Genomic DNA, 22,180 nt, shown 5'->3' on the forward strand with positions numbered 1-22,180 from the left:
GGGTGGTAAAGGGCTACTCCATCCACCGCTGTCATTCCAGCATTGAGCCGGAATGACGGGAGAAGGAAATGACGCGTTTCCTAACTATGACTTCTCGTGTCTCGTATTCACTGCGCCATCGAGAACTGCTGCATCTGCTGTTGAGGCATCGCGTCGATCCTGCCGTGTAGCAGGTCGTGGATGAATTCCATCTTGCTCACAACAGGCGGGGCCAGCACGAAGGGATAAAGGTCTGCCTCCCCCATGCTGCGCTGGATCGAGTTGATGGCGACGCTGAGCGGAATCCAGGCCTTGACCAGTTGTGCGGCGCTACGGGCATTATAGGGATCGAAAGTGACCTCCGCCGCCATATCCTCATGTCCATCGGGGTCTATCGCCACGCCAAAGGCGCGCGCGGTTTCCAGCGTATCGACGATGTGAAGATAATGCGCGAAACACTCGGCAAAATCCTCCCAGGGATGCACGGAGGCATAGGCGCTTATGAAGGTTTCCTGCCAGTTGGGGCGCGGCCCCTGCTCGTAGTTGCGCTGTAGCGCTGCGGCATAGTCTTCGCGCTCATCGCCGAATACCGCGCGGCAGGCCTCCAGTCGGTTCTCATCACGAACCAGCTTGTTCCAGATGAAATGCCCGACCTCATGGCGGAAGTGGCCAAGCATGGTGCGATAGGGCTCGTTCATGTTGGCGCGAACCTGCTCGCGCGTCGCATCATCCACCTCTGCCGCGCGAATGGCGATCAGGCCCTCGTCGTGGCCGGTCATGGCGGGAATGACGGAACCGTCAGGTGCGACCTCGTCGACCAGAAAGTCGAAGACTAGCCCGCCGACAGGATCGGCATCGCGGTTGGGATGCGGCAGGCCGAGACGCAATATCGAATAGAACAAATGCCGCTGCGCATGGCTGATGCCGCGCCATTGTTCGATACCCTCATCCGTCGCGATATTTGGAACGAGACGGTTATGGCTGCAGGCCGGGCAAAAGGCGTTCTGGCTTTCCGCCGGCACAGACCAGTTGCAGATGTCGTTCACCTCATTGGCGCAGAACCGCACCTGTCTTTCCGGCTGGGCCACGAGTTGCCAGTTCGGCTCACCCGCAGGTGCCAGCGCTTCCATGGAAAGGCGCTCCGGCACGAAGGCCAGACGATGGCCGCAAGAGACGCAGAAACGATTGTCGAAGTGGACCGGCTGGCCACAGGAAGCGCAGGAAAAAAGCTTCATTCATGAAACCCTTGCGGTGGATGAATTGGGTGAAAGCGAATATAAGAGACCAAGGTGAAAGGCGTAACAAACCCGCCCTTCGGGCCTCCAGACGACAAGAGCGCATGTGCGATAACACATGCGCTCCAAAGCACCGCATCAAAGACACGGGAGCCCGTCAGGTGGCATTACATACGATCAACGACACCCTTGACCGCATCCTTGGCCTTGCCGACGTTCTTCTGTACCTTGCCTTCGGTTTCCTGAGCGGCACCCTTGGCGCGCAGCTCGTTGTTGCCGGTTGCTTCGCCGACGTTTTTCTTGACCTTGCCAGCAACTTCCTTGGCTGTACCGGCGATCTTGTCTGATGTGCTACCCATGTTACTGCTCCCTAGTTGAGCCGTACTGTCTGTGCGGCTTTCGGGATTGTTAACGTCAGGGATTGGGATTGGTTCCAGCAGTCGACAAAAGGAGCATCACGAAAAAATCAGGCGTGGCCGGCTTCCGCAGAAAGCATGCGAGCATCCACACCCATAAGCGCAAGCGCCCGCTCGTATTTGTTGTCCAGTCCACGGTCGAAAATCAGCTCTTCCGCCGCCGGGCAATTCAGCCATCCATTATTGGCGATCTCGTTTTCCAGCTGACCCGGACCCCAGCCAGCATAACCGAGCATCATGGTGGCCTTTTGCGGGCCGCGACCATTGGAAATGGCGCGCACGATATCCAGCGTCGCCGTCAAGGAAATGTCGTCACTGACGGGAATGCTCGATTCGCTTAAATAATCATCGGAATGCAGCACGAAACCCCGGCCGGATTCGACCGGGCCGCCGCACTGGATCGGAAATTCCCGGGTGCGGTTGGGCAGCATGATGGCGTCGTTGCTGTCCACCAGCTTCAGATGCAGCAGAATATCCGTGAAGGTGATCTGCTGCGGCCGGTTGATGATGAAACCCATGGCTCCGGCATCCGAATGGGCGCAGATATAGACCACCGAACGGGCAAAATTGCCATTGTCCAGCCCCGGCATCGCAATGAGGAACTGGCTGTCAAAAAAGCCACGTTCGCGTTTGTCCATCAGGGTTGAAAAGCTCACCGGCGCCTCCAGCTTGCCGAATTCCATCATTGAACGGGAAAGCGGCGTTCGCACTTCGACAAAGCACAGGATGCGGCATCGCGCCCGATCAATCAACCGAAAATGATGAACCGCACGAATTCGTAACTGGTCCATCGGGCGATGTTGGGTTAGACGGAAAGAATGAGCGTCAGGACATTCTTTCGATTTTCACATCTTCGCCTCGCCGTTGCCTTCGCCGCCCTTCTCGGTGGCGGGCAAGTAGCGCAGGCCGAAATTACCGACTGGGCGAGAAGTGAAGGCGGCCAGATGCGTGTGGCAAGCCTTGCCATGGATGCGGACGGCGTGGTGCGCGGCGTGTTGCAGATCGAGCCGAAAGACGGCTGGATAACCTATTGGCGCGAACCAGGCGAAGCTGGAATACCGCCCAAGATCACGCTTGATCCGGCAAGCGGTGTAAGCCTGACATCGATGGCCTATCCCGTTCCCAAGCTCATCGAGAACGGCGATATCACCGATATCGGCTACGATCACGCCGTCAGCATTCCCTTTCAGTTGAAAGCCGTGGACGCCAAAGCGGGAGGCAATATCGACCTCACCGCCTTCATCGGCGTCTGCCAGAATATCTGCATTCCCTTTGAGGCGACGTTTTCGATCAGCCGCGGCAATGCGGGCGATGACGACCACGAAGAGCGGCGATTGCTGGAAGAGGCGCGCGAGACGCTGCCAGAGGCTGCGTCCGACGATTTCAAGGTTGTCGATTTCCACATCACGCCCGACAAGACCATGCTTGGCGTGCAATTGCAGCTGCCGGAAAACGCGCCGAAGGAGACCGAGATATTCATCGCCGGCCCCTCCGGTTTTGCCTATTATGAGCCGCAGAACCTGGTGCGAGACAAACGCAAGCTCTCCTTCTACATGAACATCAAGGGCTTGCCAAAAACCTATCAGGTGCAGGGCAACAGCTGGCCCATTCTTGTCAAATCCGGCGATCGGACCATGGAGACCATGCTCAATTTTCCAAAGCCCTGACCGTTCAGGCGGCATATCCCGAACGGCTGTCTCAGCCATGGAATTTCCCGCGAAAACCGTATGACAGTTTTCTTTTCCTTGCTCTATAGTCGCGCGAACCAAACGGCCATAGGAGCATGGACATGACTATCAAGATCGGCGAAAAACTGCCTTCCGCAACCTTCAAGGAAAAGACCGCCGATGGCCCGGTGGAAACCACCACCGATGCGCTTTTTGGCGGCAAGACGGTGGTTCTTTTCGCCGTACCCGGCGCTTTCACTCCCACCTGCTCGCTGAACCACCTGCCGGGCTACCTCGAAAACCGCGACGCCATTCTCGCAAAGGGCGTGGATGACATCGCCGTCGTTTCCGTCAACGACTGGCACGTCATGGGCGCATGGGCACAATCGTCCGGCGGCCAGGGCAAAATTCACTTCCTCGCCGACTGGGACGCCGCCTTCACCAAGGCGCTCGGCCTCGATGCCGACCTCTCCGGCGGTGGCCTCGGCGTGCGCTCCAAGCGCTATTCGATGCTGGTGAAAGACGGCGTGGTTACATCGCTCAACGTGGAAGAAAATCCCGGCCAGGCGACGGTCTCGGCCGCTGCAGCGATGATCGAGCAGCTTTAAGCCACCTCTCTGTCGTCGCGAATGAAGTACAGTATCCATTAAAGGGCGGTCAAACCGCCCTTTTTCACACATTCATATCGAACACCAGAAGCCCGGCCAGACCGCCATCGGTCAGCGAGACCAAACGTTGACCGACTTCCATGTGTTGCGGGTGCGCCAGATATTCGTCGCGGGCTTCCGGGCTGTCCAGCGTCACGATGAAGCCATCGACGAAACCGCCATTCAGGCCTTCCGGCGAAACGTTCTGGCCGTATTTCACGTCGATTATGCCGGGTATCACGTTCTTGAGGGCCGCAATTGCTTCAAACACCGCGTGTTTTTCAGAGGATGCCGTTGCAGCCTTGAACCGTAGAAATACACAATGCAGGATCATCTGAATGTCTCTCCTCCGCTGGAACATCGTCCAACTGTTTGACGACAAGATAGATCGGGTTTCAGTTTTCACAATCCCTTATCACGGTTGGCCCGGATCAGGGCCGCATGGAAGAAATCAGACTTCCGTTACCGGCGTTTGAAAGGCTCCATGCCCTTGCGTGCCAATTCGTCGGCGCGCTCGTTTTCCGGGTGGCCTGCATGGCCCTTGACCCAGTGCAGCGTCACTTTATGGCGCTCCTGCGCCGCCTCCAGCGCCTGCCACAGCTCCACATTCTTGACCGGCTTGTTATCGGCGGTTTTCCAGCCCTTCTTTTTCCAGCCGAAAATCCACTTGGTGATGCCATCCTTGACATAGGCGCTGTCGGTATAGAGATCGACTTCGCAGGGACTTTTCAGCGCGTTGAGCGCCGAGATGGCCGCCAGCAGTTCCATGCGGTTGTTGGTGGTATCGGCCTCGCCGCCGGACAATTCCTTTTCGGTCTCGCCATATCGCAGCACGGCACCCCAGCCGCCCGGACCGGGATTGCCGGAGCAGGCGCCGTCGGTGAAGATATCGACATGTTTCATTCGCCAACCAGCCCGTATTCGGCGACATGACTGACGGAGCGGTGGAACCGCAGCTTGCGCAGATATTCCAGCGGGTCTTTCTTCACCACCAGCGCGCCCGCCGGCGTCGTCAGCCAGTCATAGAGGCGGGTCAGGAAGAAGCGCAGCGCCGAGCCGCGTGCCAGAAGCGGCAAGGCATCCAGTTCCGCCTCGCTCAACGGACGCACCGACTGGTAACCTTCCAGCAGCGCCTTGCCCTTGGTGACGTTGTACGCACCATCCTTCTCGAAGCACCAGGCATTGAGGCAGATCGACACGTCATAGGCGAGCAGGTCGTTGCAGGCGAAGTAAAAATCGATCAGGCCGGAAAGCTCGTCACCGAGGAAAAAAACGTTGTCCTGAAACAGGTCGGCATGGATGACGCCCGCGGGCAAATCCTTCGGCCAATGGGCGGCGAGATAATCGATTTCCGGGCGGATCTCTTGCTTCAAGCCCTTCTCCACCTCGTCGGCGCGGTCTTCAGACTTGTCCCACAGCACCTTCCAGCCATCGACGGAGAGTGCATTGGGGCGCTTGATCTCGAACCCCTCACCGGCAAGATGCATGGCGGCCAGCGCCTTGCCGACTTCCCGGCAATGTTTCGCTTCCGGTTTTCGCAGCCACATGCCTTCAAGGAAGGAGATCAGCGCCGCCGGGCGACCGGACAATTCGCCCAGCAGTTCCCCGTCCTTGCGCGGCAGCGGCAAGGGGCAGGACAGACCCTTGGCGGCCAGATGCTGCATAAGACCGAGGAAGAATGGCAGATCGGATTTTTCCACGCGCTTTTCGTAAAGTGTCAGGATCAGCGGATCCTTCGTCGTATGCAGCAGGAAATTGGAGTTTTCAACGCCTTCGGCAATGCCCTTATAGGATGTGAGGCTGCCAACGTCGTATTGTATGAGGAAATTCCTCAGATCATCTTCGGTGATGTCCGTATAAACTGCCAATTTCAAATCTCTTGATGAAGGATGGAGTGAAAATCTGAAGAGAGGATGACATGTGCGCGGTAGGAACCACTCACATATCTCGCCATCCCGGTCTAGGCGCCAGTGGCGGCTTTCGGCGGCAGGGCATTGCTGGCATTGCCATTCACGAAAGCCATGTCGTCCGTCGTCAGCTCGATGCTGCGCAGTTCGCGGTTGACGAGGAAATGTTCCGTTTCCTCCACCGTGACGGCCAGATCGAGCGTCGTATCGAAACGCGCCTTGAAGGCTTCGATGATCTCATCAACGATGACCTCCGGCGCAGAAGCGCCCGCCGAAAGACCGACGGTGCGGATATCGCCGATCGCATCCCAGTCGATTTCCGCCGCACGCTGCACCAGAACCGAATGTTTGGCGCCAGCGCGCAGCGCCACTTCCACCAGCCGCTTCGAGTTTGACGAATTGGGCGCGCCGACCACGATGAAGAGATCGCAGCCGGGGGCCGCCTGCTTCACCGCATCCTGACGGTTGGTGGTGGCGTAACAAATGCTGTCGGCGGCGGGCGCCTGAATGGCCGGAAAACGTTCCTGCAACCGGGCAATAACGCCTGCGGTATCATCGACAGACAGCGTTGTCTGGGTAACGAAACCGAGGTTTTCTCGGTCCACCGGTTCATAGGTGCCGGCATCCTCCACCGTCTCGACCAGCGAAACAGTACCTTCGGGCAGCTGGCCCATGGTGCCGATGACCTCAGGGTGACCGGCATGGCCGATCAACACGACATGGCGGCCGAGGCGCTGGTGGCGCATGGCCTGCTTATGGACCTTGGAGACGAGCGGGCATGTGGCATCGAGATAAAACAGGTTGCGCGCCTGCGCATCCTCCGGCACGGATTTCGGCACGCCATGGGCGGAAAAGACCACCGGCTGCTCGCGATGCTCGGTGGGGATTTCGTGCAGTTCCTCGACGAAAATCGCGCCCTTGGCTTCCAGCCCCTCGACCACATATCGGTTATGGACGATTTCGTGGCGGACATAGACCGGCGCGCCATAGGCTTTCAGCGCCAGCACGACGATCTGGATCGCCCGGTCCACGCCCGCGCAAAAGCCGCGCGGTCCGCACAGCCTTATCGTCAAAGGGGGTTTGGAAACGGCGATGTTCATTCGTGCTCCTTGGCGTGCTCCTTGCCCTTGCCCGGTAGCCAGCCTTACCGGACAGGGCGCGCGTTATTCACCTTGCGCCTTACCGTTCCGGAAATAGGCAAAACCGGCGACGATGACAAGGGCCGCCGCCAGACCATACCACGTTATCGCATATTGCAGGTGATTGTTGGGCAAATCTATCAGCGTCACGCCGCCCTGTGGCCAGCCGCCGGGGTTCGGCGCATCGTCGGCATCCACGAACAGGTTGACCAGCCTGTTGGGCGGGATATCGGTGCTCGACGCCATGGCCGCCAGATTCTTCCAGTAGAAGATGTTCTTGGCGATATCGTTATCCGGCAGCAGGGAAGACGGTTTTGCAACGAGCGGCGCGCGCGCCAGTCCCTTGATCTCCACCTCGCCAGCAATCTGCCCTTCAGGCCGCTTCGTTGCCTCCTTCATCTCAAACGGCACGAAGCCGCGATTGACGAAGAGGATGCGGCCATCGGCAAGCGACAGCGGAGTATAGATGTAATAGCCGGTTCTGCCCTGGTGGGTGGCGAAGAAATGCCGCTCGCGGGCATGATCGAAAACGCCGGAAACGTTGACCCTGCGATATTCAATTTCGCCGCCACTTTTGGCAATGGCCTCGATCTGCGAGAGCGTGGCCGGACTTGCATTGCGCCGCGCCTCGATATCGGCAATCAGCGCTTCTTTCCAGTAAAGTCGCTTCACCTGCCATGTGCCTAGGCCGAGAAGGATGGCAAGTGCCAAAAGGACGAGCGGCGCGGCAAACCAGATGCGTCTTTCCGCCGCCTTCATGTGGGAAACCTCATTCACGATCAAGCCTGCCTTCGCTTGCATTGTTGCGGTATTGCAGCGCAATCATGATGCCCTTCATCTTGCGCAGCAGCACGAGGGAGACGATCACCGCAAAAGGCAACCAGAGCATGACATGCACCCAGACGGGTGGCGCAAAACGCTGATCGAACCAAAGCGCCAGCCCGACGACAAGGAAACCGACGATCAGCATGACAAAGACGGCCGGGCCTTCGCCCGCATCGGCAAAGCCATAATCCAGCCCGCAGGCGCTGCATGCGGGTTTCGGGGTCAGGAAGCCGTCGAACAGCCTGCCATTGCCGCAACGCGGGCAGCAGCCCTTCAGCCCGACTTTTATTGGGTCCACCGGCGCAAAGCCGCCGTTTCCGGGTTCAGACATGATGGCCTCCCGCCTTGGGCCGGTTAAACCTCCGTCCGGCCCGCCTGTTTAAACACAAAGGGCGGCAGATGCCGCCCTCCGAGTCAGAAAACAAACCGCATCACTCCGCCAGCGGCGCGCCCCAGCCGCCCCAGATGTAGATCGCGAAGAACAGGAACAGCCAGACGACGTCAACGAAGTGCCAGTACCAGGCAGCTGCTTCGAAGCCGAAATGCTGTTTCGGCGTGAAGCCGCCGGCAATGGCGCGCAGCAGGCAGACCAGCAGGAAAACCGTGCCGACGAAAACGTGGAAACCGTGGAAGCCGGTCGCCATGAAGAAGGTCGCGCCATAGATCGAGTTCTTGAAGTCGAACGGGGCGTGCATGTATTCGTAAACCTGCACGGTCGAGAACAGGACGCCGAGGGCAACGGTGAGGACGAGACCGGTGATCAGCCCCTTGCGGTCATTGTGCAGCAGGGCATGGTGTGCCCATGTCACGCAGGTGCCCGACAAAAGCAGGATGACGGTGTTGTAGAGCGGCAGGTGCCAGGGATCGATGACCTCGATGCCCTTTGGCGGCCACTGACCGCCGGTATATTCGAGGCGGGACGCCTGAATGGCCTCGTGCGGATAAAGGCTGGCATCGAAATAGGCCCAGAACCACGCGACGAAGAACATCACCTCAGAGGCGATGAACATGATCATGCCGTAACGCAGGTGAAGCGAAACGACGCGGGTGTGGCTACCCTCATTGGCTTCCTTGATCGTGTCTGCCCACCATGCGTACATGGTGTAAAGCACGATGACGAGACCGATATAAAACAGCCAGGGATTGGCCAGTTCCATGCCGAACAGCTTGAAGGAGCCAGCCGACAGGTAACGCATGTAACAGACGCCGCCAAAGGTCAGAATGAAGGCGCCGATCGAGGCCAGAAGCGGCCAGGGGCTTGGATCTATGATGTGGTAGTCGTGGTTCTTCTGATGCGTATCTGCCATGTGTGACAATCCCCTGGTATCTCTTCCCAGACCCGGCCCTGCTCAAAAGGCCCGAGTCTCCTCTCACAATTTGCTTTCGCCAGATTCAGTCTTTACCGGCAAGGACGCAACCGGTTTTTCGGTTTTGGCCGGATAAAACGTATAGGACAGCGTCAAAGTATGAATGTTCTTCGTTTCGCGCGCCGTGGCGATATCCGGATCGATGAAAAACACCACCGGCATTTCGAGCGTTTCGCCCGGCTGAAGCGTCGTTTCGGTGAAGCAGAAACACTCCACCTTGTTGAAATAAGCGCCTGCTTCCATGGGCGTGACGTTAAAGACCGCCGTGCCCGTGGTTGCCACCGCTGAGCGGTTCGTCGCCTTGAAATTGATCTGCACCGTCTCGCCGATTTTCGGCGTGACCAACTTGTCGACCGGGCGGAAATCCCAGTTGAGGCCATTCGACGTATTGGCGTCGAAGGTGACGTTGATGGTCTTGTCGAGAATGACGTCGGAATATTGCTCGACGCGCTGGGTCGTGCCGTTATAGCCAGTGACGCGGCAGAACAGGCTGTAGAGCGGAACGGCGGCATAGGCCATGCCGATCATAGCGCAGAAAAACACGAGACAGAGCACGAGGATGGAGCGATTGCTCACCCGCTGCGTGCCGGCCGTTGCCTTGTCTGCCCCGATATTTGCCCCAGTATTCGCCATGTCCCCCTCCTCTCCTCCGATCATGCCCTCACTGTCAGGCCGTCAATGCGAACCGATCTTGATGATGGTGATGACGTAAAACAGCACCACCAGACCGGCGAGCAAGACGCCGAGCGCGACGTTGCGCCCGCGCCTCGATTTTTTCTGCGCCGCGCTCAGTTCCACGGTTTCCATCAAAAAACTCCCGAAATCACGGCTTTCAGGGCCGGAGCGAAATGATCGGCCAAAAGGCCGGAGAAGATGGCGAAGAGGTAAAGCACCGAATAGGCGAACATCTTCTTGGCGGGCAGCATTTTTTCGTCACCGTCAGGCATGCGCCGGACATCGAGCGAACAGTACACAAAGATCGCGCTCAGCACGGCGGCGAAAATGCCATAACCGAGGCTCGCCAGACCGGTGAAATACGGTGCGACCGCAACTGCAGCCGTCAGCACCGCGTAAACGATCATCTGGTTCTTGGTGGAGCGCTCGCCCGCCACGTTCGGCATCATCGGAATGCCGACGGAGCCGTAGTCGCGCATCTTGAACAGCGCCAGCGCCCAGAAATGGGCTGGTGTCCACAAGAAGATGATGAGGAAGAGGATGACGCTATCAAGCGATACGCCGCCGGTGACGCAGGCCCAGCCAAGCATGGGCGGGAAAGCGCCGGCAGCACCACCAATGACGATGTTCTGCGGTGTCGAGCGTTTCAGCCACATCGTATAAATGACGGCGTAGAAGAAAATGGTGAAGGCGAGCAGTCCGGCGGAGAACCAGTTGACCGCAAGCCCGAGGATGACCACCGAAAAGGCCGAGAGCGTCAGCCCGAAGGCCAGGGCCTCGCCAGGTGCTACGCGGCCGGACGGGATCGGCCGCTTGGCGGTGCGGCTCATCACTGCGTCGATATCTGCATCGTACCACATGTTGAGCGCGCCGGATGCGCCGGCACCGACGGCAATACAGAGAATGGCGATGAGGCCGAGGACCGGGTTGATGTGGCCCGGCGCCAGCACGAGGCCCGCAAACGCCGTGAAGACGACGAGCGACATGACGCGCGGTTTCAGCAACTCGAAATAATCGCGCGCGCCGGCTTCCGAAAGTTCGGAGCTTTCCAGGCCAAGCATTTCGCGATTGTCGATGACGGTCATTTCGTATCCTGTTTTTTCTTCAGATGCCGCTTGCCGCGGCATCCCTTGCACCAGCCCGAAAACAGAGTGTCGTTTTCGGCGTGCACGGTGCGTCAATTCATTGGTCCGAACGTTCCGGCACGGGCAGCACCGGGGTCAAAGACCCGATGCCATGCGCCTGGCATATCGCCACGCCCGTTCCGTCGCCCTGCTGCGTCTGCCCATTCATAGTGGCAGTACTTGGCTTTTATCATGTCGCACGAAAAGCTTCGCTTGGACAAAATGCCTCACGCAGCAGCAGATTCCGTCCGCCTCAAGGGAAACAGCGCGGATAAGCCCACACCATCCCCTCTTTTCAGCTTCCGGAGTTCGCAAGCCCTGCCCGCGCACTCCGGTCCGGCATTCAGCGAATGCGCGGAAGCTGTTCCCACTGGTGGTATGGCGGCGGAGAGGACAGCTGCCATTCGAGCGTCGTCGCACCTTCACCCCAGGGATTGTTGCCAGCGATCCGCTTCTTGGCGAAGGCTTCCCAAACACCGAAGAGGAAGATCAACACGGCAACGGCCGAGATATAGGAACCATAGGAAGACACCAGGTTCCAGCCGGCATAGGCATCGGGATAATCGATGTAACGACGCGGCATGCCGGCAAGGCCGAGGAAGTGCTGCGGGAAGAAGATCAGGTTCACGCCAACGAACATCACCCAGAAGTGCAGCTTGCCGATGAACTCGTTGTACATGTAGCCGGTGATCTTCGGGAACCAGTAATACCAGCCGGCGAAGATCGCGAAGACCGCGCCGAGCGACAGAACGTAATGGAAGTGCGCCACGACGTAGTAGGTGTCGTGCAGCGAACGGTCGAGACCGGCATTGGCGAGCTGGACGCCGGTGACACCGCCGACCGTGAACAGGAAGATGAAGCCGATTGCCCAGACCATCGGGGTCGAGAAGGTCAGCGAACCGCCCCACATCGTCGCGATCCACGAGAAGATCTTGATACCCGTCGGCACCGCGATGACCATGGTTGCGAAGACGAAATAACGCTGCGCTTCCAGCGAAAGGCCGACCGTGTACATGTGGTGCGCCCACACGATGAAGCCGACAGCGCCGATGGCGACCATGGCGTATGCCATGCCGAGATAGCCGAAGACCGGCTTCTTGGAGAAGGTGGACACGATGTGGCTGATGATGCCGAAGCCGGGCAGGATCAGGATGTACACTTCCGGGTGGCCGAAGAACCAGAACAGGTGCTGGTAGAGGATCGGATCACCGCCGCCTTCCGGCGAGAAGAATGCTGTGCCGAAGTTACGGTCGGTCAGAAGCATGGTGATGCCGCCAGCCAGAACCGGCAGGGAAAGCAGCAGCAGGAATGCGGTGACCAGAACCGACCAGGCAAAAAGCGGCATCTTGTGCAGCGTCATGCCCGGAGCGCGCATGTTGAGGATGGTGGTGATGAAGTTGATGGCGCCAAGGATCGAGGACGCGCCGGCAACGTGCAGCGAGAAGATCGCAAGATCCACCGCCGGTCCCGGCATGCCGTTGGTCGAAAGCGGCGGATACATGGTCCAGCCGCCACCCACGCCGTAACCGCCCGCCGGACCTTCGACGAAAAGCGACAGGAGCAGCAGGATGAACGCCGGAACGATCAGCCAGAAGGAAATATTGTTGAGGCGCGGGAAAGCCATGTCAGGAGCGCCGATCATGATCGGGATCATCCAGTTGGCAAAGCCGCCGATCATCGCCGGCATGACCATGAAGAAGATCATGATGAGCGCGTGCGCTGTCGTGAACACGTTGAACATGTGCTTGCCGCCGTCGATGGCAGCGTCACCCTCGAAGCCGTAGACCATGGAGGCCAGACCGTGGAAGATTTGGATGCCCGGCTCCTGCAGCTCCATACGCATGACAACCGAAAGCCCGCCACCGATGATACCCGCCATGATGGCGAAGATCAGGTAGAGCGTGCCGATGTCCTTATGGTTGGTCGACAGGAACCAGCGGGCGAAAAAGCCCGGCTTGTGGGAATGATCATGCGAATGATCATCATGCGCGTGCCCATCATGAGCGGATTGACCATGCGAGTGATGATCGTCGTGTGCGGAAGGTCCAGCCATTGTCGTCACTCCAGGTCTCAGTTGGTTTCGTTGGCGGCAACGTCGACCGTGCGCGGAGCGCCATCGACGGAGGCCATCAGTGCCCGGTTCGCGCCGTTCAGATCTGAAGCGGCGGCGGCGTGCCAGGCATTGTACTGCTGTTCGGAAACCACCCGAATGGCGATCGGCATGAAGGCGTGGTCCTTGCCGCAAAGCTCGGAACACTGGCCGTAATAAAGGCCTTCCTTCTCCGGCTTGAACCAAGTTTCGTTGAGGCGGCCCGGAACGGCGTCGATCTTAACACCGAAAGCGGGCATGGCGAAGGCGTGGATGACATCCGTAGGCGCCGCCGTCACCAGAAGGCGAACGGTCTTGCCGACCGGAACGACCATTTCATTGTCTACCGCGAGAAGACGCGGGTAGCGGGCCTTGTCCTCCTTGCCTGCAGCTGCACGATCCTGCTCTTTCAGCAGATAGCTGTCGAAGGCGAGCGGCTCGGCGCCCTCGGCAGCCTTGTATTCGTAGTTCCAGAGCCATTGCGTCGCAGTCGCTTTCAGCGTCAGATCAGGGTTTTCCGGCTGCGTCAGCTGCGCGTTCAGAAGATTGAACGACGGGAAAGCGAGGAACAGGAGAATGAGAACCGGCGCAAGCGTCCACACCACTTCGATCGCGGTGTTGTGGCTAGTCTTGGACGGCACCGGATTTTTCGCTGCACGGAATTTCAAGGCGACGATAATGAGCAGCGCAAGAACGAAAAGCGTAACCGGAACAATGAACCAGAGCGTATATTGTTCAAACCAGCGTATTTCGTGCATGATCGGCGTGGCGGCCTCCTGCATGCCCATTTGCCAATGCACCGGCTGATCGGCGTGGGCGCCGACAGCCGTGAGCAGACAGGTCATCCCCGCCAATGCTGCGTAAATCCTATTCGTCACGGTACCCTCTCCCTCACGCGTCTGATCTTGATCAATTACAGACGCAGAATCCATGCTTATGGTACTAACTTCAAACCACAGTTTGTCCTCTGCCGCAATATGCGTAAGGACACGGATGTCAGCCAATTTCACCATTGTTCGTCGCAGCCGAGTTTCCCATGTCCCGTATCCCGCAAGATATTTCAGGTGCGCTTGGCAATGGTCAAAATCCGGCGCAGCCCCTGCTGGCAGCGCTTTTGCAGCAGGCTTGAGCCACCAGGGACCGGCTGCTGCACGGTCAAATCAGGCGCCTGCACCTGGCAACAGGTCCTATTTCCGCCCAACTCGGCTGGAATTGAGGTACCAAGGCTTTTTTTTCCGGATTATGGCGTCAAAATAGCCGCACTGATTCGAATCCCAGAGGTATCCATGCGTCTTTCCCCGCTCGCGCGCACTTTTCTTGCCGCCGCCGGTCTTGCCATCATCGCTCCCGCCGCAGCGGCGCTGGCGCAACAGCAGCCGCCCGGAACGCCGAAGTCGACGCATGGAGCATGGTCGGTGATCTGCGACAAGCCGGCAGGCGCATCCGAAGATCAATGCGCCCTGATGCAGAACGTGATTGCCGACGACCGCCCGGAAGTGGGGCTTTCGGTGGTGGTCCTGAAAACCGCGGACCGCAAGTCGCGCATCCTGCGTATCCTCGCACCGCTTGGCGTGCTTCTGAAGGACGGCATGGAGCTTTATATCGACAACAACAATATTGGCCGCGCCTATTTCACCCGCTGCTTCTCCGAAGGCTGCTATGTCGAGGTCGATATTGACGACGAGCTGCTGAAGGTTCTGCGCGCCGGCAAGAACGCGGTTTTCGCGCTGCGTGAATCCGTCGATCAGGATCGTGTGGGTATTCCGATCGAACTCACCGGCTTTGCCGAAGGCTACGACGCGCTTCCTTAAACAATAAGGTTGAATCCGAGAGACTAAAACTCTACCATGAAAGTATTGTTTTAACTATTTTCGGATATCATGAAATATAGAAAACCGGTAACCCTCCGTCAGTTTTGCGGCGTTTTTCTGGTACTTCTACTATTTGCTTTTGCGGTGAGCTTTGCTCATGAAAGTGGCCTCTTGCCCGATTTCATGGTAGGAAACGCGCAGCCGCAAATGCTGATTATGATTGTCACTGGGAATATTCTGTCGCAGTTCCACTGGGAACGCGTCGTGCCGAATCCGCCTGAGCACTGGGGACGTCTGACGTTGCTGGTTCTTCTCCATAGCGTCCCTGTCTATGTGGCCATGGCTTTTTTCGTGCACCTCATATTCAAGCTGACTTGAGCCAAATCACGCTTTGGCTTGCCACCGACGCCCCACAATCCTACATGCTTGCCAGACACTATTCAGTTTGGAGCCTCCCATGACCAACGACCTTGTAAATCTCTTCGATTGCGACGAGACGCAGTTGCGCAAGCTGGTCGCGGAAGCACTCACCGGCGCAGACGATGGCGAGTTGTTCATCGAACATGCGCAGGCCGAATCGCTGACCTTCGATAACGGCCGCCTGAAGGGCGGCTCCTTCAATACCGACCAGGGTTTTGGCCTGCGCGCCGTTGCCGGCGAGACCGTTGGCTACGCCCATGCGGGCGAGCTGTCGCAGGCTGCGCTGAAGCGGGCGTCGGATGCTGTCGGCGCCGTGACCAGAGGTTATTCCGGTTCCTATGCCGCAGCCCCACAACGCACTAACAAAAAGCTCTACGGCGACGAAAACCCGATCGGCAGCCCGAGCTTCGAGGAGAAGGTGAAGCTTCTCACCGATATCGATGCCTATTTGCGCGACAAAGACGCGAATGTCCGACAGGTGACGGCGACGATTTCCGCAAGCTGGCAGGTGGTGGATATTCTGCGCGCCGATGGCCATCGCGTCAGCGATGTCAGGCCCATGACCCGTATCAATATTTCCGTGGTCGCAGGTGACGGCGACAGGCAGGAGAGCGGCTCCTACGGCATTGGCGGCCGCGTCGGCTTTGGCGATTTCATTACCACGGAGAACTGGCAGCGCGGTGCGGACGAAGCGCTGCGCCAGGCGCTCGTCAACCTGACCGCCGTCGATGCGCCGGCCGGCACCATGGATGTGGTTCTCGGCTCCGGCTGGCCCGGCGTCATGCTGCATGAGGCTGTGGGCCATGGCCTCGAAGGCGATTTCAACCGCAAGAAAACCTCGGCCTTTGCCGGCCTGATGGGCGAGATGGTGGCAGCCCCGGGTGTGACTGTGGTGGATGACGGCACCATCGACAGCCGCCGTGGTTCGCTCACCGTCGACGACGAGGGAACACCGTCGGCCTATAATGTGCTGATCGAGAACGGCAGGCTGGTGGGATACATGCAGGACCGCCAGAACGCCCGGCTGATGGGTGCGAAGGCGACAGGCAATGGCCGCCGGCAGGGTTATGCCTATGTGCCGATGCCGCGCATGACCAACACCTACATGCTGTCAGGCGACAAGACGCCCGAGGAGATCATCTCCTCCGTCAAGAAGGGCATCTATGCCGTTTCCTTCGGTGGCGGTCAGGTGGATATCACATCAGGCAAGTTCGTGTTCGGCTGCACCGAGGCTTATCTCATCGAGAACGGCAAGATCGGCGCGCCGGTGAAGGGTGCAATGCTGATCGGCAACGGGCCGGACGCAATGAAGCGCGTCTCGATGATCGGCAACGATTCGAAACTGGACACCGGCATCGGCAATTGCGGCAAGGCCGGGCAATGGGTTCCGGTTGGCGTCGGCCAGCCGCATCTGCGCATGGACCAGATCACCGTCGGCGGCACGAAGGCGTAGTTCCGGCCTCGAGCCGGAATCGAGCCTACCCGTGTCCGCTTGGCGAAAGGAGTCTTTGCAGCCCAAGGACTTGGGCTGACTGGGTGCCGGATCATGTACGGCATGAGGTGAGAAAGGCTGTGGTAGGCCGAAAAGTTGAACCTGCTTCAGCCCACAACTCCGCACATGGCTGCCATGATGAGGATTCCTCTGGCAAGTCACCCGGAAGACGATAATATCGCCCCATTACCGCAGGCCACGCCTCCCATAGCCGGGCCTGCGCGGCAAAGGAGACCATGACCATCATACGAAATGCCCTCGTCCCGGAACTAGCCGTCAGCGACTGGCAGAAAAGCCGCGCTTTTTATTGCGACCTGATCGGTTTTCATGTGGTTTATGAGCGCGCCGAAGAGGGCTTTGCCTATCTGGCGCTGGGTGATGCGCAACTGATGATCGACCAGATCGGTGCGACCCGGACCTTCGTGGCGGAAAATGCAGCGCTTGAATTTCCGCTGGGCCGCGGCATGAATCTGCAACTTGCCGTTCCTTCCCTGCTGCCCATCCTCGCGCGGCTTGAGCGGGCCTCGATCGATCTTGTCCTGCCGTCAGAAGAAAAATGGTACAGGCGCGGCACAGTCGAGGTCGGCAACCGGCAATTCATCGTCGCCGATCCGGACGGTTACCTGCTCCGCCCGTTCGAAAGCCTCGGCGAACGCCCCTTCCGGTTCGGTTGAGCCGCCATGCTGCCTTTTCTCCCGCATGCTGTCGTTTTCGACATGGACGGATTGCTGATCGAAAGCGAGACGCTTTATCGCGATTCCTTTCTGGCCGCGTCAGATGAGGGCGGCCACGGAATGCGGGTAGAGACCTATCAGAAGGTCTGCGGCAGCCCGTGGGATGTCATTACCGGCACCATTTTCGCCGATTATGGCGCGGATTTTCCGATCGACAGCTTCCGTGACGCCTGGCTCCGGCATCTTGCCGTGATGATGGCAGAAGGCGTGGCGCTGAAACCCGGCGTCGTCGAAATCCTCGATCTTCTCGACAGGCTCGATATACGCCGCGCCATCGCCACCTCCTCGCGGCACGATTCCGTCACGCGTCATCTCGGCCCCTATGACCTGCTCAAACGTTTCGATACCATCGTCGCCCGCGGCGACTATTCGGAGCCGAAGCCGTCGCCCATGCCATATCTTACTGCCGCAAAACGTCTCGGCATCGATCCGGGCCGTTGCCTGGCGCTGGAGGATTCCTGGCACGGCGTGCGCTCCGCCTCATCGGCGGGCATGATGACGATCATGGTGCCGGATGTCGCGCCGCCGACCGAGGAAATGCGGGAAAAATGCATCGCCGTTTCAAGCGATCTTCATGCGGTTGCCGGTCTCCTGCAACAGGCGCCGTTATCAGAGGCATGAAGGCGCGTCACATGCCTTTAGCCATTGGTCTTTATGGTGTCTCACATATAGGCTGACAGGCCGATCCTGCTCGAATGCATTTGTCGGCACATTCATAAACGGCGCGGCGCTGATATTGCTCGCTCTTTCCGCATTTCAGATTACCCTGCGGCAGGTCATGACACCGGTGGCCGCCATTCTCGCAGCTCTGCTCTCTATCGTTTCGCTCTCATAATCGCGGCAGCGACAGAGTCGCAGCGCTAGGATCGAGTCCCTCCCCGCAAACTGTCAAACCGACGGTGTAAAACGCCACTTGCGCTCTATCGATGCTTCGATGTCGAGACCGTTACAATGGGCGAGCAGCAACACGTGGCCCAAGAGATCGGCGGTTTCGTCGGCCAGATCCCGTTTCATCTCCTCTTCGCTTCTGTCTTTGCTGCGCCCACGCCCCGTCATCCGGTTCCAGGCCTGCGTGACCTCACCAACCTCCTCCTGAAGCTTCAGCATATACCAGTCGGGATCGCGGATGATCCTATTTTCCTCGGCGTATTTCTGTGAGGCAGCTTCAAACTGGCGCATCAAGACAGCAAGCATTTGTTCATCCTTTGTTCGTGAGATACAACTCTGATCACGATTCTCCGGCGGCGTCGTTTCGAAAGCGTATCGTGCGATAATCAGCTGAAATTTCCGCGACAGGTGCCTGCATGCGGGATAAAGAGGTATTCGAAACCCATGCAGTCACCCATGCCTCTCCTCGATTTTTTCTCGGCTCTCATCATCGCGCATAGTCCGACGCTGCTCGCCATGTTTGCGGGCGCCGCCTTTCTCGCCGGACTTGCCCGCGGCTTTTCCGGCTTTGGTGCGGCCCTCATCTTCATTCCGCTGGCAAGCGCCATTGTCGGCCCGCGCATCGCCTCGGTGGTTCTTCTTGTGGTGGACGGCGTTTTGACGCTCGGCATGATACCGCCGGCCTGGCGCATGGCCGACCGGCGTGAAGTCTTCACCATGGCAGCCGGTGCGCTTGTCGGCGTCCCGCTTGGAACGCTGCTGCTTTCCGGCGGGGATCCGCTCACCCTGCGCTGGATCATTTCCATCGTGGTTGTCGTGCTGCTGTTATTTCTCGTTTCCGGCTGGCGTTACAGCGGCCGGCCGAAAACGCCGCTCACCCTGTTCACCGGGCTTGTTGCCGGGCTGTTTTCAGGTGCGGCGCAACTGGGCGGTCCACCCATCGTCGCCTATTGGCTTGGCGGCGCCCTCAAGGGCGCTTTCGTGCGCGCCAATGTCATTCTCTATTTCGCGATTTCGACCGTGATATCCGCCACCAGCTATTTTTTTGGTGGCCTGTTCACCGCTGACGTCTTTGTTTTTTTCCTGCTGGCCCTGCCGTTTTACGGGGCGGGTCTTTATGCCGGTGCGCGGCTGCACGGGCTTGCCGACGAGGCGGCGTTCAGGCGCATCTGCTACGGCCTGATCGCCATTTCCGCCGTCATCGGCCTGCCGCTATTTGATTCGCTGCTGAAATAGGCAGGCAAGGACGGCCTGCCCCCTGCAGCTTTCAAGGATACATGCGGACCTTGGACCACGGTTCATCCGGCGTCTCGCGGCGGAATTCGACACGGTCGTGCAGGCGGAACTTGCGGTCGTGCCAGAACTCGATGCTGACCGGGCGAATGCGGAAACCGGACCAGTAGGAGGGGCGCGGAATATCGCCGATCGCATATTTCGCGGTGTATTCGGCAACCGCCTTTTCCAGCGCAAACCGGCCTTCCAGCGGCCGCGACTGCTTCGACGCCCAGGCGCCGATGCGGCTTCCGCGCGGACGCGAGGCGTAATAGCTATCCGCTTCCGCGTCGGTAACGATCTCCACCTCGCCGCGCAGACGCACCTGCCGGCGCAGGCTTTTCCAGTGGAAACACATGGCCGCTTTTTTCTGGCCCAGGATCTCGCGCCCCTTCTGGCTTTCGAAATTCGTATAGAAAACGAAGCCGCGATCGTCGACGTCCTTCAGCAGCACCATGCGCACATTCGGCAGGCCGTTTTCATCGACGGTTGCGAGTGCTACCGCGTTCGGATCGTTGATTTCGGAGGCCGTCGCGTCCTTCAGCCATTCGGCAAAAAGCGTGAACGGTTCATTTTCTTCAGTGAAGTCACTGGATGTTAACCCCGTTTCCGACATATTGACTAAAATGCTCCCGAGCTGATTTGGACCCCAGAGATGATCTCTGGCGAAAGATGGTGACCGTCATAGCAAAGTCGAACAGTCGAACAAAGGGCCTCCTTTCATCGATAGCGGAAGTTTCCGCCATCGTGTCAATGCTTGTGGTGCTGAGCGGATGCGTCAGCCTTGACCTGTTCGGCGGCGACAAGGTCGATCGCTCGCTTTCCACCGCCTCTGTTCCCAACCAGCCCAATAATAACCCGCAGACCGACGACGCGACCATCCGCAATGCGGTCACATCGGCGGATCTCACCAAACTCGCGGAACAGCCCCTGCCCTGGGCCAATGCCGCAACCGGCAGCGCCGGTGTCGTCACAACCATTCACGAAGACAAGTCCAGCGGTTTCGTCTGCCGCGATTTCAAGACGACGCGCCACTCTTTCGAAGGTGTGGCGAGTTATGCCGGACAGGCCTGCCTGTCGGAAACCGGCGAATGGTTACTCACCCGCTTCGAACAGAAATAAACTGTTTACCCTGGCGCGCGGAATTAATCCGGCCGCATGGCGGCGCGCATTCCCCGTAAACAACTGCTTAGCAACTTATTGCCACAGTCGACGTTGTTTGAACCGAGGGCATGCATGCGAATGATCGCAGGCATCCCTTTTCGGAGGGGTTTGTTTCAGGATTGCGCCATGAGCGGCTGCACGTGCCTGAGCCAACGTAACTGGTGTTTCGCATGCGCGATCCGTATTCTATCCTCGGCTTAAAACGTGACGCCCGTCACGAAGACATCAAGGCTGCCTGGCGCACGAAGGCAAAAACCGTCCATCCGGACGCCAATCGCGATGACCCTGACGCGTCGGCGCGATTCGCCGAGGTCGGGCAGGCCTATGATCTTCTGAAAGACCCCAAAAAGCGCGATCTTTACGACCAGGCCCGCAAGGCGGCCGAGAAAAAGCAGCGCGGCGAAACAATCATGCAGCAGCGGGAGGCGGCGCGCGAGGCCGCCGAGCGCGCCAGGGCCGCTGAGAAGCTGATGGAGGAACTGGCCCGTGCGGATGCCCGCAACAGGGCGCAAACCGGCCAGAAAGCCGATGCAAAACCCGAAACGGCCGAAGATATCGTCGAGCGGATTTTCGGCGCCGACGCGCAGAACGACCCCAAGGTGCAGCAGGCAGCCGAAGCGGCGAAAGCCGCAGCCACGGGCGTTAAAGGCGATGCGCCCGGTGCTGGCGAAACCACGCAGACGTCTGCAAGCGAAACCGCAGCCGCTTCGCTCGCCGCCAACCTCTTCAGCGCTCTCGTGCGCCGCTTCCGCCCCCCGCAGACGCCGCCGGAAAAGGCACCTGACATCACGGCGGAAGCCACCGTTACGGTCACCGAACTTCTGGAGCGCAAATGGATCACCGTATCCCTTGCCGACGAACGCGAGGTACGCTTCCAACTTGAACCCGGCATGACGGACGGCCATGTGGTGCGGCTAAAGGGCCAGGGGCTGAAGTTGCCGAACATTGCGCGCGGCGATCTGGCCGTCACGTTGCTGGCGGCACGCGACGACGCTTTTTCCCTTCGCGGCTTCGATATTCATACGACGCTGCCAATCTCTCTCAGTGACGCGGTTCTGGGTTGCGAGACGAGTATCCGGACGCCGCTTGGCGAGGAAACCGTCACCATTCCTGCCTGGTCCGGCTCCGATCGCGAGCTGCGGCTTGCCGAAAAGGGGCTTGCGGACGGCAAGGGTGGATATGGCGATCTTGTCATCGAATTGCGCATCATCCTGCTCGAAAAGCCGGACGAGAAGGTGACTGACCTCATGCGCCACATGCGCGAAGGCCTTTATTTGTAAAAGTTTTGCGAATAGGCGGGACAACGCACCCTTTGTTACGTTCCCTAAC

Annotated in this window: 27 protein-coding genes; 10 read left to right on the top strand and 17 right to left on the bottom strand. The window is 58.9% G+C overall.

Features of this window, described 5'->3' with window-relative positions:
• Positions 1 to 107: 107 nt before the first annotated feature.
• The 3 genes from ACQZ45_RS05560 to ACQZ45_RS05570 form a co-directional block, all read right to left on the bottom strand.
• Entirely contained in the window at positions 108 to 1,214 is a 1,107-nt protein-coding gene (locus ACQZ45_RS05560; protein WP_113292254.1) for a zinc-binding metallopeptidase family protein, read from the bottom strand.
• A 167-nt stretch (positions 1,215 to 1,381) separates the two neighbouring features.
• On the bottom strand, positions 1,382 to 1,573 hold the full coding sequence (locus ACQZ45_RS05565; protein ID WP_003511808.1) for a CsbD family protein: 192 nt from the start codon (positions 1,571 to 1,573) through the stop codon (positions 1,382 to 1,384).
• A 107-nt stretch (positions 1,574 to 1,680) separates the two neighbouring features.
• Positions 1,681 to 2,286, bottom strand: a complete 606-nt coding sequence (locus tag ACQZ45_RS05570; RefSeq protein WP_003511807.1) for a YqgE/AlgH family protein — start codon at positions 2,284 to 2,286, stop codon at positions 1,681 to 1,683.
• Between the two features lie 162 nt (positions 2,287 to 2,448).
• Here ACQZ45_RS05570 and ACQZ45_RS05575 point away from each other — a divergent pair, with 162 nt between their 5' ends.
• Both ACQZ45_RS05575 and ACQZ45_RS05580 read left to right on the top strand, forming a co-directional pair.
• The gene (locus ACQZ45_RS05575; RefSeq protein ID WP_019564180.1) at positions 2,449 to 3,297 is read left to right on the top strand and encodes a protein-disulfide reductase DsbD domain-containing protein; all 849 of its coding nucleotides are present in this window, start codon (positions 2,449 to 2,451) and stop codon (positions 3,295 to 3,297) included.
• 122 nt (positions 3,298 to 3,419) lie between these two features.
• Positions 3,420 to 3,905, top strand: coding sequence for a peroxiredoxin (locus ACQZ45_RS05580; RefSeq protein WP_003511803.1), 486 nt, complete (start codon positions 3,420 to 3,422; stop codon positions 3,903 to 3,905).
• 64 nt (positions 3,906 to 3,969) lie between these two features.
• Here the strand turns inward: ACQZ45_RS05580 and ACQZ45_RS05585 are convergent, their stop codons facing one another.
• The 12 genes from ACQZ45_RS05585 to coxB all read right to left on the bottom strand — a co-directional run bounded on the left by ACQZ45_RS05585 (position 3,970) and on the right by coxB (position 13,915).
• Positions 3,970 to 4,278: a Dabb family protein gene (locus tag ACQZ45_RS05585; protein ID WP_003511801.1), complete on the bottom strand. Its 309-nt coding sequence runs from the start codon at positions 4,276 to 4,278 to the stop codon at positions 3,970 to 3,972.
• A gap of 128 nt (positions 4,279 to 4,406) precedes the next feature.
• Complete coding sequence (gene rnhA, locus ACQZ45_RS05590; protein WP_003511799.1) at positions 4,407 to 4,847, bottom strand: ribonuclease HI; 441 nt, start codon at positions 4,845 to 4,847, stop codon at positions 4,407 to 4,409.
• Positions 4,844 to 5,812, bottom strand: coding sequence for a homoserine kinase (locus ACQZ45_RS05595; RefSeq protein WP_113292267.1), 969 nt, complete (start codon positions 5,810 to 5,812; stop codon positions 4,844 to 4,846). The genes rnhA and ACQZ45_RS05595 overlap by 4 nt, the downstream gene beginning before the upstream one ends.
• 92 nt (positions 5,813 to 5,904) lie before the next feature.
• A complete protein-coding gene (ispH, locus tag ACQZ45_RS05600; protein WP_019564182.1) occupies positions 5,905 to 6,951 on the bottom strand; it encodes a 4-hydroxy-3-methylbut-2-enyl diphosphate reductase in 1,047 nt (348 codons plus the stop codon).
• 63 nt (positions 6,952 to 7,014) lie between these two features.
• Positions 7,015 to 7,749 carry an SURF1 family protein gene (locus ACQZ45_RS05605; protein ID WP_113292253.1) on the bottom strand — a complete coding sequence of 245 codons (735 nt, stop codon included), beginning with the start codon at positions 7,747 to 7,749 and terminating at the stop codon, positions 7,015 to 7,017.
• A 10-nt stretch (positions 7,750 to 7,759) separates the two neighbouring features.
• The gene (locus ACQZ45_RS05610) at positions 7,760 to 8,146 is read right to left on the bottom strand and encodes a DUF983 domain-containing protein (protein WP_019564184.1); all 387 of its coding nucleotides are present in this window, start codon (positions 8,144 to 8,146) and stop codon (positions 7,760 to 7,762) included.
• Between the two features lie 100 nt (positions 8,147 to 8,246).
• A complete protein-coding gene (locus tag ACQZ45_RS05615) occupies positions 8,247 to 9,122 on the bottom strand; it encodes a cytochrome c oxidase subunit 3 (RefSeq protein ID WP_003511788.1) in 876 nt (291 codons plus the stop codon).
• 63 nt (positions 9,123 to 9,185) lie between these two features.
• Positions 9,186 to 9,815, bottom strand: coding sequence for a cytochrome c oxidase assembly protein (locus ACQZ45_RS05620; protein WP_003511786.1), 630 nt, complete (start codon positions 9,813 to 9,815; stop codon positions 9,186 to 9,188).
• Between the two features lie 42 nt (positions 9,816 to 9,857).
• Entirely contained in the window at positions 9,858 to 9,989 is a 132-nt protein-coding gene (locus tag ACQZ45_RS05625; protein WP_013635615.1) for a hypothetical protein, read from the bottom strand.
• On the bottom strand, positions 9,989 to 10,942 hold the full coding sequence (gene cyoE, locus ACQZ45_RS05630) for a heme o synthase (RefSeq protein WP_113292266.1): 954 nt from the start codon (positions 10,940 to 10,942) through the stop codon (positions 9,989 to 9,991). Before cyoE ends, ACQZ45_RS05625 begins: the two co-directional genes overlap by 1 nt.
• A 382-nt stretch (positions 10,943 to 11,324) precedes the next feature.
• The gene (gene ctaD / locus ACQZ45_RS05635) at positions 11,325 to 13,034 is read right to left on the bottom strand and encodes a cytochrome c oxidase subunit I (RefSeq protein WP_003511781.1); all 1,710 of its coding nucleotides are present in this window, start codon (positions 13,032 to 13,034) and stop codon (positions 11,325 to 11,327) included.
• A gap of 17 nt (positions 13,035 to 13,051) precedes the next feature.
• On the bottom strand, positions 13,052 to 13,915 hold the full coding sequence (gene coxB / locus ACQZ45_RS05640) for a cytochrome c oxidase subunit II (protein WP_019564187.1): 864 nt from the start codon (positions 13,913 to 13,915) through the stop codon (positions 13,052 to 13,054).
• Between the two features lie 441 nt (positions 13,916 to 14,356).
• On the opposite strand from coxB, the gene ACQZ45_RS05645 reads away from it, so the two are divergent.
• The 5 genes from ACQZ45_RS05645 (at position 14,357) to ACQZ45_RS05665 (ending at position 18,148) form a co-directional block, all read left to right on the top strand.
• The gene (locus ACQZ45_RS05645; protein ID WP_003511775.1) at positions 14,357 to 14,881 is read left to right on the top strand and encodes an invasion associated locus B family protein; all 525 of its coding nucleotides are present in this window, start codon (positions 14,357 to 14,359) and stop codon (positions 14,879 to 14,881) included.
• A gap of 69 nt (positions 14,882 to 14,950) precedes the next feature.
• Complete coding sequence (locus tag ACQZ45_RS05650) at positions 14,951 to 15,259, top strand: hypothetical protein (RefSeq protein ID WP_038490085.1); 309 nt, start codon at positions 14,951 to 14,953, stop codon at positions 15,257 to 15,259.
• 79 nt (positions 15,260 to 15,338) lie between these two features.
• Positions 15,339 to 16,754 carry a metalloprotease TldD gene (tldD, locus tag ACQZ45_RS05655; protein ID WP_113292252.1) on the top strand — a complete coding sequence of 472 codons (1,416 nt, stop codon included), beginning with the start codon at positions 15,339 to 15,341 and terminating at the stop codon, positions 16,752 to 16,754.
• Positions 16,755 to 17,029: 275 nt separating this feature from the next.
• Positions 17,030 to 17,467 carry a bleomycin resistance protein gene (locus ACQZ45_RS05660; protein ID WP_003511773.1) on the top strand — a complete coding sequence of 146 codons (438 nt, stop codon included), beginning with the start codon at positions 17,030 to 17,032 and terminating at the stop codon, positions 17,465 to 17,467.
• A gap of 6 nt (positions 17,468 to 17,473) precedes the next feature.
• The gene (locus ACQZ45_RS05665) at positions 17,474 to 18,148 is read left to right on the top strand and encodes an HAD family hydrolase (protein ID WP_013635610.1); all 675 of its coding nucleotides are present in this window, start codon (positions 17,474 to 17,476) and stop codon (positions 18,146 to 18,148) included.
• A gap of 267 nt (positions 18,149 to 18,415) precedes the next feature.
• On the opposite strand, the gene ACQZ45_RS05670 is transcribed toward ACQZ45_RS05665, so the two are convergent.
• The gene (locus tag ACQZ45_RS05670) at positions 18,416 to 18,721 is read right to left on the bottom strand and encodes a MazG nucleotide pyrophosphohydrolase domain-containing protein (protein WP_113292251.1); all 306 of its coding nucleotides are present in this window, start codon (positions 18,719 to 18,721) and stop codon (positions 18,416 to 18,418) included.
• 150 nt (positions 18,722 to 18,871) lie between these two features.
• Between ACQZ45_RS05670 and ACQZ45_RS05675 the strand changes: the two genes are divergently transcribed.
• Complete coding sequence (locus ACQZ45_RS05675; RefSeq protein ID WP_162736256.1) at positions 18,872 to 19,651, top strand: TSUP family transporter; 780 nt, start codon at positions 18,872 to 18,874, stop codon at positions 19,649 to 19,651.
• Between the two features lie 31 nt (positions 19,652 to 19,682).
• Here the strand turns inward: ACQZ45_RS05675 and pdxH are convergent, their stop codons facing one another.
• Positions 19,683 to 20,303 carry a pyridoxamine 5'-phosphate oxidase gene (pdxH, locus tag ACQZ45_RS05680; protein WP_003511768.1) on the bottom strand — a complete coding sequence of 207 codons (621 nt, stop codon included), beginning with the start codon at positions 20,301 to 20,303 and terminating at the stop codon, positions 19,683 to 19,685.
• A gap of 56 nt (positions 20,304 to 20,359) precedes the next feature.
• On the opposite strand from pdxH, the gene ACQZ45_RS05685 reads away from it, so the two are divergent.
• Complete coding sequence (locus ACQZ45_RS05685) at positions 20,360 to 20,809, top strand: RT0821/Lpp0805 family surface protein (protein WP_003511767.1); 450 nt, start codon at positions 20,360 to 20,362, stop codon at positions 20,807 to 20,809.
• Between the two features lie 212 nt (positions 20,810 to 21,021).
• Positions 21,022 to 22,131: a DnaJ C-terminal domain-containing protein gene (locus tag ACQZ45_RS05690; RefSeq protein WP_025592658.1), complete on the top strand. Its 1,110-nt coding sequence runs from the start codon at positions 21,022 to 21,024 to the stop codon at positions 22,129 to 22,131.
• Positions 22,132 to 22,180 lie beyond the last annotated feature (49 nt).

It is taken from the genome of Agrobacterium sp. 16-2014-1-2a, assembly GCF_053522705.1.

What these genes read in the sequence shown, in the direction of transcription:
- ACQZ45_RS05610 (WP_019564184.1), bottom strand. Translation starts at nt 8,146, where the DNA reads ATGTCTGAACCCGGAAACGGCGGCTTTGCGCCGGTGGACCCAATAAAA.
- ACQZ45_RS05580 (WP_003511803.1), top strand. Translation starts at nt 3,420, where the DNA reads ATGACTATCAAGATCGGCGAAAAACTGCCTTCCGCAACCTTCAAGGAA.
- ACQZ45_RS05675 (WP_162736256.1), top strand. Translation starts at nt 18,872, where the DNA reads ATGCCTCTCCTCGATTTTTTCTCGGCTCTCATCATCGCGCATAGTCCG.
- tldD (WP_113292252.1), top strand. Translation starts at nt 15,339, where the DNA reads ATGACCAACGACCTTGTAAATCTCTTCGATTGCGACGAGACGCAGTTG.
- ACQZ45_RS05690 (WP_025592658.1), top strand. Translation starts at nt 21,022, where the DNA reads ATGCGCGATCCGTATTCTATCCTCGGCTTAAAACGTGACGCCCGTCAC.
- cyoE (WP_113292266.1), bottom strand. Translation starts at nt 10,942, where the DNA reads ATGACCGTCATCGACAATCGCGAAATGCTTGGCCTGGAAAGCTCCGAA.
- ACQZ45_RS05605 (WP_113292253.1), bottom strand. Translation starts at nt 7,749, where the DNA reads ATGAAGGCGGCGGAAAGACGCATCTGGTTTGCCGCGCCGCTCGTCCTT.
- ACQZ45_RS05615 (WP_003511788.1), bottom strand. Translation starts at nt 9,122, where the DNA reads ATGGCAGATACGCATCAGAAGAACCACGACTACCACATCATAGATCCA.
- ACQZ45_RS05620 (WP_003511786.1), bottom strand. Translation starts at nt 9,815, where the DNA reads ATGGCGAATACTGGGGCAAATATCGGGGCAGACAAGGCAACGGCCGGC.
- ACQZ45_RS05585 (WP_003511801.1), bottom strand. Translation starts at nt 4,278, where the DNA reads ATGATCCTGCATTGTGTATTTCTACGGTTCAAGGCTGCAACGGCATCC.
- ACQZ45_RS05650 (WP_038490085.1), top strand. Translation starts at nt 14,951, where the DNA reads ATGAAATATAGAAAACCGGTAACCCTCCGTCAGTTTTGCGGCGTTTTT.
- ACQZ45_RS05660 (WP_003511773.1), top strand. Translation starts at nt 17,030, where the DNA reads ATGACCATCATACGAAATGCCCTCGTCCCGGAACTAGCCGTCAGCGAC.
- pdxH (WP_003511768.1), bottom strand. Translation starts at nt 20,303, where the DNA reads ATGTCGGAAACGGGGTTAACATCCAGTGACTTCACTGAAGAAAATGAA.
- ACQZ45_RS05670 (WP_113292251.1), bottom strand. Translation starts at nt 18,721, where the DNA reads ATGCTTGCTGTCTTGATGCGCCAGTTTGAAGCTGCCTCACAGAAATAC.
- rnhA (WP_003511799.1), bottom strand. Translation starts at nt 4,847, where the DNA reads ATGAAACATGTCGATATCTTCACCGACGGCGCCTGCTCCGGCAATCCC.
- ACQZ45_RS05565 (WP_003511808.1), bottom strand. Translation starts at nt 1,573, where the DNA reads ATGGGTAGCACATCAGACAAGATCGCCGGTACAGCCAAGGAAGTTGCT.
- ACQZ45_RS05560 (WP_113292254.1), bottom strand. Translation starts at nt 1,214, where the DNA reads ATGAAGCTTTTTTCCTGCGCTTCCTGTGGCCAGCCGGTCCACTTCGAC.
- ACQZ45_RS05575 (WP_019564180.1), top strand. Translation starts at nt 2,449, where the DNA reads ATGAGCGTCAGGACATTCTTTCGATTTTCACATCTTCGCCTCGCCGTT.
- ACQZ45_RS05665 (WP_013635610.1), top strand. Translation starts at nt 17,474, where the DNA reads ATGCTGCCTTTTCTCCCGCATGCTGTCGTTTTCGACATGGACGGATTG.
- ispH (WP_019564182.1), bottom strand. Translation starts at nt 6,951, where the DNA reads ATGAACATCGCCGTTTCCAAACCCCCTTTGACGATAAGGCTGTGCGGA.
- ACQZ45_RS05645 (WP_003511775.1), top strand. Translation starts at nt 14,357, where the DNA reads ATGCGTCTTTCCCCGCTCGCGCGCACTTTTCTTGCCGCCGCCGGTCTT.
- ACQZ45_RS05625 (WP_013635615.1), bottom strand. Translation starts at nt 9,989, where the DNA reads ATGGAAACCGTGGAACTGAGCGCGGCGCAGAAAAAATCGAGGCGCGGG.
- ACQZ45_RS05685 (WP_003511767.1), top strand. Translation starts at nt 20,360, where the DNA reads ATGGTGACCGTCATAGCAAAGTCGAACAGTCGAACAAAGGGCCTCCTT.
- ctaD (WP_003511781.1), bottom strand. Translation starts at nt 13,034, where the DNA reads ATGGCTGGACCTTCCGCACACGACGATCATCACTCGCATGGTCAATCC.
- coxB (WP_019564187.1), bottom strand. Translation starts at nt 13,915, where the DNA reads ATGACCTGTCTGCTCACGGCTGTCGGCGCCCACGCCGATCAGCCGGTG.